Raw genomic sequence first — 11,640 nt, 5'->3', positions numbered from 1 at the left:
AACTAATTATGAAATGGAACCGAAAAATAAACAATAAAGGTAACTTAGTTAATGCAGTTTAGATGTCGAACAGCTTATAGTCAGCTAAAGCATTAGCTAAAATGTGTTGTGCGCTTGTTAAGGTAGAATTTCTGGTATGTTTATCTTCCATTAATAAAGCATTTTGAATTAGTCTCTGTGCTTGAGCGAATTTCTGATAAGCTCGACTTAAGATTAAACGATGTTGCTCAAAATTAATGCTTTCAGCTAACAGTTTAATTTCAGCAATAACTTCTGCTTTCTCGTCTTTCAGCAGTGCCGCTATATCAATAAAGCCGTGTGTAACTGTTAGCTTCAATTCCTTAATATCTTCCCTCATTTTCAAGGTCTGATGAAGGTTAACGGCTGACAATGCCGCTATGGCCACCACGCCGACACCAATGACGGCAGTAGATGCTGACAGAATGCCCACATTAGCCGAAAGAGATTTTAAGCCATACTCAATCACATCTAGTCTTCTGTAAGTTTCTTGAGAAATCAGATCGGTTTGAACCATTTGCGCTACACCTAATACAAAATCTGGAATAGCGAACAACGGCTCGGCAACCATACCAATTGCCGTACCTACAAAGTGACCTGTTGCCCTGTCTCTAGCTATTCCCAATAATACTCCTGCACTATTCTTCACGACTTCATAAGTGCCGGAGATAATACCCGCCTGTATGTGAGGAGGAAACACAAAAACCATATTTTTTTACCTGAATAGCGATTAATATTACACATTATAATATATTATCTGATTATGGTTAACTCTGTCAGTCTACAGTGGAATTACTTAAATGAACGAATTCATGCAAGCATTTCAGAACATCGCCCAATATTCGGCTCTCGTCGCGGCGGATGATGATAAATCCTTAGAAATTAAGAAATCTGCTACAACCGTAATTAAGTCTGTCCAGCCTGGGTTTGATGAATTGAGGGAATCAGCCACCAGACTTGAGAAAGTTGTGCAAAAATGCCGAAACGATATCGATCGCGCTGAAGACGTTTGGACTTGCAAACTTGGGATTATCCAAGCTTCAAAACAGGAAATATGGCAACAGCTTGGGGAACTGAGCGGCTGTCATGTCAGAATTAATGAACTAGGTCGTCAATGTCAAAGTTCGGCGCTCGCTGAATCTCAAGATTATTGGGATAAAATATTTGATGTTCGCGTTAAACAGAAGTGGTTTATTGATGCAGCAAAAAAACAAAAAAAAGGAATTGGCTGGAAAGAAAAGGATGATTTTATTAAAGATATTCCCATCGTGATGAATCTTGTTTGTATGGAAATAGATCAAATCATTAAGCGCAGCCTGGATCTGGTTTATCAAGACCTTAGCACGATTAACTTAAAAGTGCTTACCCAGTATTTCCAAAATTTAGATAAGCAGACAAAAGATGTGTGGAATCATCAGATGAATTCAACTTTTAGCCAGATAGCAAATAAATTTGAGCAGCCGAATGTTTACTTGCCTGGGAATACCCAATCACTGAGGTCTGCACTTATTTCGGATCTGGATGATTTATCGAAATACCGTTTAGGCGATCTTTTTTGGGAAGAGGTTGTAAATTTCAAAAAGCAGGTTTCAACCGCGGTCGATAATTGCATCAATTCAATCTTTGATGACAGATTATACCAGGGAAGTAGAGCTTTAGTTAAAGCCCTGAGATTTTACAATGAATTTCTCGAAAAGCAAGATAGATATCAGCAAGAAACACCTGCACAACGTCAGGCTGAAAGAGCCTGGATTGATTCGCAATGGACAGAAATTCAGAGACTGGAAAAAGGTATTAAAGTAATTCTAAATTCTTCTCCATAATTCCTTAAGCTACTGTCATTGTACTAGATCGCACTTCTTCACACGCTAAAATAAACTTAGTCACAATTCCATGAAAAAAATGACAACACAACTGCTAGAAATAGAGGGAACTTGGGAAGAAATTCTCGCCCAATCAGCCAAATTTGCAGGCTACCGAGTTCGCGTTATTGTTCTTGCGGATGAGGAACCGCTGAAGTCAGCCGAAGACTGTTTTCGTCAAGGATGGCACGAAGCAATGACAGGAGAGACTGTACCGCTTTCTGAACTGTGGGAAGGTATTGATGCAGAGTGATTCTCCTTCAATTAAGGTTTACTTTCTCGATGAATTTCAGCGATCGGATCTAAGTATAAAAGTGAGGCAATGTCGTTTCCCTACCAATGTAGGGGCGGGTTCGCCAACAATCTCAATCTCAAACCGACAATCTATAAAACCCGCCCCGCCCCAACGACAAATCCCTATGTACCGAGAATCAGGTTGATAAATATGTGGGTTGTGCAATCAGGCCGGGGCGGGTTTTCGAGATGGTTGGTTTCAGGCAATTATTGTTAGCGAACCCGCCCCTACATCGCCTGGAATCTTGCCTGTTTCACAAGAGTTAAAAACTTACATTCTTTCCAATACTTTAATCCCCAACAACTCCAAACCTAATTTCAAAGTTCTTGCAGTCAAATCGCACAAAATCAACCGCGAAGTCCGCAACGGTTCCTCAGCTTTCAAAACCGGACACTGTTCAAAAAATTGATTGAACTTTTGACTTAATTCAAACAAATACTGACAAATTCGATTCGGCAACAAATCGCCGCATACAGCATTCACAACTTCATTCAACTGCAATAAATGCTTTGCCAATACCAACTCGGCATCTGATTGCAAAATCACTTTTGCACCAGCATCTAAATTCTCGAAATCAATCTCACCTTTGCGGCGGATTCCCTGCACGCGCACATAAGCATACAGCATATAAGGAGCGGTATTTCCTTGCAATGCGAGCATTTTGTCGTAACTGAAAATATAGTTGCTGGCGCGATTTTGACTTAAATCGGCATACTTAACCGCACTCAAACCAACTGTTCGAGATACGTTAGCAATGAATTCCTCAGTTTCTTGTCTTTCTTCGAGTTTTAATCTCTCTTCTAAATCTTGGCGCGTGCGGACGATCGCCTCATCTAACAAATCCTGCAACCGCACTGTTTCCCCAGAACGAGTTTTGAGTTTTTTGCCGTCTTCTCCCAATACCAAACCGAAGGGAATGTGGACAATTTCGACATCATCAGGAATCCAACCGGCTTTTCTGGCTACTGCAAATACTTGGGCAAAATGGTTTGCTTGTCCCGAATCGGTGACATAAATTAAGCGCTTTGCATTGTCTTTTTGGATGCGGTAGCGCACTGCTGCTAAATCGGTGGTGGCGTAATTGTAGCCGCCGTCGGTTTTTTGGACGATTAGCGGCAGTGGTTCCCCTTCTTTATTGGTGAAACCCTCTACAAAAACGCATTTCGCGCCGTCACTTTCTACTAGCAAACCTAAGTTGGTTAAATCTTCGACTACTGCGGGCAATAATGGATTGTAAAACGATTCGCCGCGTTCGGTTAATTTGATATCGAGCAAGTCGTATATTACTTGGAATTCGCGGCGCGATTGATCGCACAGCAATTTCCAAGCGCGGCGGGTGTCTTCGGCGCCTGCTTGCAGTTTTACTACTTCTTGGCGGGCGGTTTCTTTGAAGGTTTCGTCTGTGTCAAAGCGCTGTTTTGCTTGGCGGTAAAATGCGACTAAATCTCCTAAATCTAGGGCGTCAGCGGTTGTGAGGGCTTCGGGGTGAACTTCGCGCAAGTATGCGATCAGCATCCCGAATTGGGTACCCCAGTCGCCGATGTGGTTGATTCTGAGTACGTCGTGGCCTTGAAATTCGAGGGTACGGGCGATCGCATCTCCGATGATTGTCGATCGCAAGTGCCCGACGTGCATTTCTTTGGCTATATTCGGACTCGAAAAGTCGATCGCAATTATCTGAGGCGTTTTCGCCGGTTCAATCCCCAAACGCGAGTCGGCGGCGATCGCACTAATTTGCGCTTCCAAATAAGCCGGTTTCAGCTTCAAATTGATAAAACCGGGTCCGGCGATTTCTGGGGTTTGGCAGATGTCAGTAATATCTAGGTTTTCGATGATTGTCGAGGCGATCGCCCGTGGCGGCTTTCCTAACTTTTTCCCCAAACTCATCGCCGCGTTGCACTGAAAGTCCCCAAAGTTGGGATTGCTGGCGGCGGCTAGCATCGGATCTGCACCTGCATAACTTTCGCCGAATGCAGCGGTGAATGCTTTTTCAAATTTTGCTTTTAACTGTTGGGCGATCGAGTTCATCTTTAATATTTTGATTGGATGTTTATTTTAAACTCTAGATTCAGCACTTTTTGCCAATAATACTCTGACTACTTACGTAATTTTCATCGGCCCATCTCCCTCTGGCCCTCTCCCCCTCTCCTCACCTAGTAGGAAATTTTGTACTTAGCTTTGAGCTACTGATGCGATCAAAAGCATTGGCCGTGATAGCACAGAGTACATTTTATCACAGTTGCGATCGCTACACAAATTAAAAATTATCACATCTAGCCACTGATCTCGATCGCTAGATCATTTTGTTAAATCGCTTACATTAAGGTATGTTAAAATTTTTTCAATGCACCCAAAAATCCTACGAAAGGAAGCAGCTATGTTATCTCAACCTATTTTTGGCGATCGCTCTCTGACCCACGTCTTTTATCAAGCAGTAATCGCTCGCTTCTACGACGGTTTCAGTCTCTCCACCCAAGCACTATTACGAGAGTGTACCCTTGGCTTCGCTCCCTGTCCCGATGGAGTCAAAACCTTTTTCATCATCGCGCCGAGTCTGGATGCAGCAGAGCAACTAATTGACAAAATGGACAGTATTTTGGAGCGAGTTGCCGAACTCATGGCTGGAGTCGGACAAGTTGCCCTGTGCATAGTTCCCCCCGGCAGCGAAGCAGAGCAACCGGTCGATCTGCAAGACTTAGAAAAAGTTCCCCCGGATTGTCTGGCTTGCAAATTCTTTACAATTATATGGGCCGATGCTGCGGCCGATCGGTAAAATTGACAGTTAGCAACCAGCAACTCAACACGGTTCGGCCCAAGCTGTGCCGGTGCCGGCGCGGGGTAGATTGTCTGTTAGTTACACTCCCTGGAATTATCGGGCAAAGCGTGCAGGTAATTTAGAGCGTTTGCAAGGTTGCACTCGCAATCTTTGGCAAGTGTTAAACCAGACAAAATATATATCAAAGGCCCGCTTGTCAGTCGCTCAGATTTTTACCTGCCGGCTCAAACAGCCGTGCATCTACTTTTTACATTTCCAATAAAGCCCACCAAAAAGCCGCATCAACTCTCCTGGGTGTCTCGCTTCAAAAGACAGCAGCAGGAATTAGGCGGTATCGCTGCAAAATAGATTTTTGCGAATATCGGCTGATGTTCAGAATAAGCAGAAATATTCTCAAAAATAGATAAGAGTTCCGCAGGTTCACCTCAGAAACCCGGTTTCTACCCCCGCGCTTCATATTCGCGGTTCGCTGGGAAATTGACAGAAAATAGGCTGTTTGTGGGAGAGTCAATCGATTTTAGATTTTAGATTTTAGATTTTAGATTGACCTTACGGATAAATGCGGGGGCTTGAGGATTTTAGATTTTAGATTTTGGATTGATTCTACGGATAAATCACGTGGCGGGTACCATCAAGAAATTCCTGGTCACCAGCTAGAAACAGAGCAAAGCTTTACTCAAAAAAAGATTAGTTTTCCAGCCACACCCCTGGCAGTGCAGAGCGATCGTACCACAGGCTCATAGAATTTGTTAAAAATTTCCGTTGAAAATTTGAATTATTAAATTTTATGCCTAACATTGGCGATAAAATCTAAGATTGAAATTCTCAAATCACAAATCAAGACATCATGGTAAAACTGACACCAAATCCCAGCTTTAGTTTAACAATTCGGGTTGCTCTGCCGAACCAGCCGGGAATGCTGGCAAGAGTCACCAGCGCTATAGCATCTGTCGGCGGCAACTTCGGCCAAATCGACTTGATCGAGCAAACCCGTGCCACTACCGTTCGCGATATCACCGTCGATGCCTCCAGCCTCGAACACAATGAAGAAATAGTGCAAGCAGTGAAAGGACTGCCAGATATCAGAGTGATCGACGTGTACGATCGCACTTTCAACTTGCACCGCGGCGGAAAAATCAGCGTAGTTAGCAAAATTTCCCTCAAACGCCAGTCAGATTTGGCAATGGCATACACCCCAGGAGTCGGCCGCATCTGCACTGCGATCGCCAATGACCCGCAACAAGTTTATAACCTCACAATCAAACAAAATACTGTTGCCATTGTTACCGACGGTAGCGCAGTTTTGGGACTGGGAAACCTCGGCCCTGCCGCCGCACTGCCAGTCATGGAAGGCAAAGCCATGCTATTTAAAGAATTTGCAGGTATTGACGCCTTTCCTATCTGTTTGAATACCCAAGATACTGAGGAAATTATTCGCACAGTGCAGAATATCGCCCCGGTTTTTGGCGGCGTTAACCTTGAAGATATTTCTTCTCCCCGCTGCTTTGAAATCGAAGCAAGATTGCGGGAAACCTTAGATATTCCGATTTTTCACGACGACCAGCACGGGACTGCGATTGTCAGTTTGGCAGCATTAATTAATGCCTTGAAAATCGTCAAAAAAACCATCGCAGAAGTGTGTATAGTGATTAACGGAGCCGGTGCGGCCGGAGTCGCGATCGCCCGCTTGCTGCGTAAAGCAGGTGCCCAAAACATCATCATGTGCGACTCCAAAGGCGTCCTCTCCCAAGACCGCACGGATATGAACCCAGAAAAACTAGAATTTGCTGTGGCTTCGAGCGGTACTTTGGAAGATGCGATCGCCGGTGCCGATGTATTTTTAGGCGTCAGCGCCCCCGGCGTAGTCACCCGTTCGATGGTGCGTTCGATGGCCGAGAATCCCATTGTTTTTGCAATGGCAAATCCCATTCCTGAAATTCAGCCAGAATTAATTATGGAAGATGCGGCGATCATAGCAACCGGACGCAGCGATTACCCGAATCAAATTAACAATGTTTTGGCATTTCCGGGGATATTTCGAGGTGCTTTGGACTGCAAAGCAACCACGATTACGCCCAGTATGTATTTGGAAGCAGCTTATGCGATCGCCTCTTTAGTCAGTCCTTCTCAGCTTGACAAAGAGCACATTATACCGTCTGTTTTTGACGAAAGAGTTGCCATTGCAGTGGCCGGTGCAGTGCAGTTGGCCGCCCGATCCGAAGGTATTGCCCGCGATTAATTGAAGGAAGTTCGGCAACGGATTATGTAACGGATGTAACGGATGTAACGGATGTAACGGATGTCCGTCGGAAGAAGGAAGAAGGAAGAAGGTTGGAGGGAAGATACCATGTATAAATTAATGGTGTTTGTACCAGTTTTGTACTTCTTCTTTTGTGATTTTTCGGGTTTCTTCTCATTCCCTCTTTCTTCCTCCCCGTTGATTATTACTCACTTTTGTTTCCCCATCTTGTCTTTTTCCTCAACATCCATCCGTTAAATCCCGATCGCGCGATCGTTGCCGAACTTCCCTCGAACCTCGAACCTCCAATCTCTTCCTTCTTCTCTCCAAGCTCAGCATCTATCCGTTACATTTGTTAAATCCCGTAGAGGGATCGTTGCCGAACTTCCTTCTTATCCCTTCCTTAATCAAGGATAAAACTCACAAAAATAAACAAGATAATAAAGATATAATTAAATAAACCAAGTCCAGCTAGGTCAGATGCAAAGCCAGTTAGGAAAAGCCAAGCGCGATCGCTCCCGCAGCCAATTGTTAGAACTGTGCCCGATCGGGCTGGCATTGTGCCGGACGGACGGGACTTTTATCGACGTAAATCCAGCTTTTGCAAGTATTATCGGCCGCACAGTTGCAGAAACTCTCCACCTCAACTACTGGGAAATTCAGCAAACACAGTGCGCTCGCCCAGAAAAATATCTAGAATGTCAAGCAAAGAATAGCCACGCGCACCTGTGCGAAGCAGCATACAAACATAAAAACCAACATCTCGTACCCGTGCGAGTTTCCGAGCGGGCAATTGAAACAGAGGGACTGTCCGCGATTTGGCTAAGTGTTGAAGAAATCTTTAATAATCGGGATCAAAATAGCGCTCCCCTGGAATCAGCACCGCCGCACAGCAATTCACATCTAGAAAAATTGCTGGCAAAGCAGACTGCCCAACTGGAAAAAACTCAGAAGCTACTCGAAGAAAAAATCGCCGAACTGGAACAAACTCAAAACAAATTGCGTCTCCAAAGTCAAATTATCGACCAATTTCACGAAGCGGTGATTTCTACAGATATGGACGGCTCGATCGCAATTTGGAATCAAGCCTGCCAAAAGTTATACGGCTATGAAGAAACTGAGGCGCTCGGACAGCACATTTCTCTCATTTACCCGCCCGAAGAACACGAGTTTTTGTTAGAGCAAGTCATCAAACCGCTACAAGAAAAAGGCGAGCATGAAATAGAAGTTATAACACGCCGTAAATCTGGAGAACAATTTTTCTCGCACCTGATGCTTTCGCTATTGAAAGACAATACGGGAGGAGTTGTCGGGATGATGGGTTCTTTAACAGATCTCAGTCCTTGCAAAGCTTTAGAACAAGAATTAGCAGAAAGACAATCACTATTTGATGCCTTTTTGAAGGAAGCGCCGGCGGGACTTTGCATTTTGGACTCGCAACTGCGGTACGTGCAAATTAATCAATTTCTAGCAGAAATAAATTGCTTGAGTCCAGCCGAACACATTGGCAAGACTGTACGCGATATATTGCCGAATATCGCTCCAATAATAGAGCCTTTGTACGAACAAATTTTGAGGACAAAACAACCCTTAATTAACATGGAGATGAGTGGTGACAATCCCAGAAAGCCTGGGTTTGTCCGACACCTGACAGGCTCTTATTTTCCCCTGCTCGACAAAGATGAGGAGGCGATCGGCATCGGTGCAGTTGTAATTGACATTAGCGATCGCAAACAAGCAGAAGCTGCGCTGCAAAAAAGCGAACAGCTTTACCGCACTATGGCAAGCAACTTTCCTAACGGTGCGGTGATGTTGTTCGATCCAGAAATGCGCTACACGCTGGTAGAAGGTACAGAATTAGCCGCCGTGGGGCTTTCCAAAGAGTTTATGCAAGGCAAGACAATCTGGGAAGTATTCGAGCCAGATTTTTGCGCTGCTGTCGAGCCAAATTATCGGGCGGCACTGGCAGGAGAAACAGTTGTTACAGAATTTATTTACAGCGATCGCATCTACCTCGGTTATACTTTGCCAGTCAGAAACGAACGGCAAGAAATTATCGGCGGATTGCTAATGACTCAAAACATTACGGCTCGCCAATTAGCAGAAGAAGCGCTCAGGGAAAGCGAGGACAAATACAGGTGCATTGTCGAGACAGCAGACGAAGGAATTTGGATGATAGATACGGAGGATAAAACTACTTTTGTCAACCAAAAAATGGCCGATATGCTCGGCTGCACCCCAGAGGAAATGATCGGACAGTCGCTATTTGTTTTCATGGATGCAGAAGGCATCGCGATCGCACAAGCCAATCTCAACCGCCGCCGTGAAGAAATTCGCCTCCAGCTCGATTTTAAGTTCCGTCGCCGAGACGGCAGCGACTTGTGGGCGATGGTTTCTACTAATTCCTTGGTAGATAAACAGGGACGCTATGTGGGTGCTTTGGCAATGGTTGCCGACATTACCGATCGCAAGCAAACAGAAGCCGCATTGCAGCAGTCGGAAGCCAAATTTCGATCGCTCTACGAATTAACCAGTTTGCCTGTTTTTATGTTATGTGACAATGCCATCACCGATGCCAACACAGCCACCCTAAAACTATTCGGCTGCACTACCCCGCAAGAGTTGTACGGCCAAAACCCTGGCACACTCTCGCCTCCTTTCCAACCCAACGGCAAAGATTCTTTGAGCTTGGCCCACGAAATGATAGCCATCGCCTTTGAGCGGGGAAAGCACCGTTTTGATTGGGTTCACCAGCGCTTAGACGGTACTGATTTTCCCGCAGAAGTGGTGCTGACAGTCATCGAGGTGGGAAATGAAAAAATGATCCAAGCAGTTATCCAAGATTTAACCGATCGCAAACTTGCAGAAGAAACTTTAGTGCGATCGGAAGAAGCGCTCAGACAACAAGCTCAGCGAGAATTACTGCTCAATCAAATTGCCAACCAAATCCGCACTTCTTTAGATTTAGACACAATTTTAGCAACCGCCGTTCAAGAAATTCGCAATCTGATGCACCTAGATTGGTGCATCTTCACTTGGTATCGCCCCAACACCAATCCTCCGCTTTGGGACGTAACTTACGAAGCGAAGAATGCAGATTTGCCGAGTATGCTTGGCACTTATCCTGTAGACGACAAATCTAGTCTCGCAGTGGGACAGATTTTGCGGCGAGAAATTCTGCGAATTGATGATGTCAGCACTTTTGAAGATGTAGAATTGCGCGAACTTTTCCAGGCTTCAAATTTTAACTCAGTGCTGTCGCTGCCAATTCATACTGCCGCAGGCGATATTGGGGTGATTACCTGCTATCAGGCTATGTCGATGCGAAATTGGAGCGAATCGGAAGTCGAACTGATGCAAGCGGTGGTCGCTCAAATTGCGATCGCGATCGACCACGCCGAACTCTACACCCAAACCCGCACAGCGGCCCGATTAGCTCAAGCTCAAGCTCAACAGCTAGAACAAACTTTGCACGAACTCCAACGCACCCAAACTCAATTAATTCAAAGTGAAAAAATGTCGAGTTTGGGCCAGTTAGTAGCAGGCGTAGCCCACGAAATTAACAACCCGGTTAATTTTATCTATGGGAATCTCAGCTACACCAGTGAATACACTCAAAACTTGCTAAAAATGCTGCAACTTTACCAGAAGGAATACCCGCAGCCTAGCGCCAGAATTGTAGAGGCAAGAGAAGACTTTGAAATTGATTATCTTGTTGAAGATTTACCTAAAATTTTAGCCTCTATGAAATTCGGAGCCGATCGCATCCGCGACATAGTTTTGAGCCTGCGAACTTTTTCAAGACTTGACGAAGCCGAAAAGAAACAAGTTGACATTCACGAAGGCATTGAAAGCACGCTGCTGATTTTGCAAAACCGCCTGAAACATAAAGCCGATCACCCGACAATTAATCTGATTAAAGAATACGGTAATTTGCCTTTAGTTGAATGTTATCCCGGTCAGTTAAATCAAGTATTTATGAATTTGTTGAGCAATGCGCTAGACGCATTGGAAATGGAGATGAAGAAATCCGATCGCACCGCCAAAAATCTCGCAATTACGATTCGCACCCAAGTAACCGACAATAACAGCGTTGCCATATGGATAGCTGACAGCGGCTCTGGGATGAGCGAAGATGTGCAAAAGCGCTTGTTTGACCCGTTTTTCACTACTAAACCCATTGGCAAAGGAACTGGCCTAGGATTGGCAATTTCGCACTCTATTATAGTAGAAAAACACGGTGGCAAGCTTTCTTGCATTTCTGTATTGGGAGAAGGTTCCGAATTTGCGATCGAGATTCCTCTGCAGCAAAAAATAAATTAAAACCCGTTGCATTGGTATCATATCATCTCCGATCGATCGACCGGATTTGATAAGGATCGCGAATTAAATAACTTACAATTTTAATTGTTATTGTGGGATGGGCGTCCCGCCCGTCCAAAAAGGACGG

General features: G+C 44.8%; 7 protein-coding genes. 5 read left to right on the top strand and 2 right to left on the bottom strand.

From position 1 onward, the window contains the following. Positions 1–58 precede the first annotated feature (58 nt). Positions 59–727: a hypothetical protein gene (locus QUB16_RS31625; RefSeq protein ID WP_333322225.1), complete on the bottom strand. Its 669-nt coding sequence runs from the start codon at positions 725–727 to the stop codon at positions 59–61. Between the two features lie 91 nt (positions 728–818). Between QUB16_RS31625 and QUB16_RS31620 the strand changes: the two genes are divergently transcribed. Both QUB16_RS31620 and QUB16_RS31615 read left to right on the top strand, forming a co-directional pair. Next, a complete protein-coding gene (locus QUB16_RS31620) occupies positions 819–1,841 on the top strand; it encodes a hypothetical protein (RefSeq protein ID WP_333322224.1) in 1,023 nt (340 codons plus the stop codon). 79 nt (positions 1,842–1,920) lie between these two features. Next, positions 1,921–2,133: a hypothetical protein gene (locus tag QUB16_RS31615; RefSeq protein ID WP_333322223.1), complete on the top strand. Its 213-nt coding sequence runs from the start codon at positions 1,921–1,923 to the stop codon at positions 2,131–2,133. A gap of 312 nt (positions 2,134–2,445) precedes the next feature. Here the strand turns inward: QUB16_RS31615 and argS are convergent, their stop codons facing one another. After that, complete coding sequence (gene argS / locus QUB16_RS31610; protein ID WP_333322221.1) at positions 2,446–4,203, bottom strand: arginine--tRNA ligase; 1,758 nt, start codon at positions 4,201–4,203, stop codon at positions 2,446–2,448. Between the two features lie 316 nt (positions 4,204–4,519). Between argS and QUB16_RS31605 the strand changes: the two genes are divergently transcribed. The 3 genes from QUB16_RS31605 to QUB16_RS31595 all read left to right on the top strand — a co-directional run bounded on the left by QUB16_RS31605 (position 4,520) and on the right by QUB16_RS31595 (position 11,513). Next, complete coding sequence (locus tag QUB16_RS31605; protein WP_333322220.1) at positions 4,520–4,948, top strand: hypothetical protein; 429 nt, start codon at positions 4,520–4,522, stop codon at positions 4,946–4,948. A gap of 850 nt (positions 4,949–5,798) precedes the next feature. Next, entirely contained in the window at positions 5,799–7,190 is a 1,392-nt protein-coding gene (locus QUB16_RS31600) for a malic enzyme-like NAD(P)-binding protein (protein WP_333322219.1), read from the top strand. Positions 7,191–7,670: 480 nt separating this feature from the next. After that, positions 7,671–11,513: a PAS domain S-box protein gene (locus QUB16_RS31595; RefSeq protein ID WP_333322218.1), complete on the top strand. Its 3,843-nt coding sequence runs from the start codon at positions 7,671–7,673 to the stop codon at positions 11,511–11,513. Positions 11,514–11,640: the final 127 nt, after the last annotated feature.

Origin of the sequence: Microcoleus sp. D3_18a_C4 (assembly GCF_036702415.1) — a bacterium.
Lineage (GTDB): Bacteria > Cyanobacteriota > Cyanobacteriia > Cyanobacteriales > Microcoleaceae > Microcoleus.
This window is presented reverse-complemented; position numbering and strand designations above follow the sequence as displayed.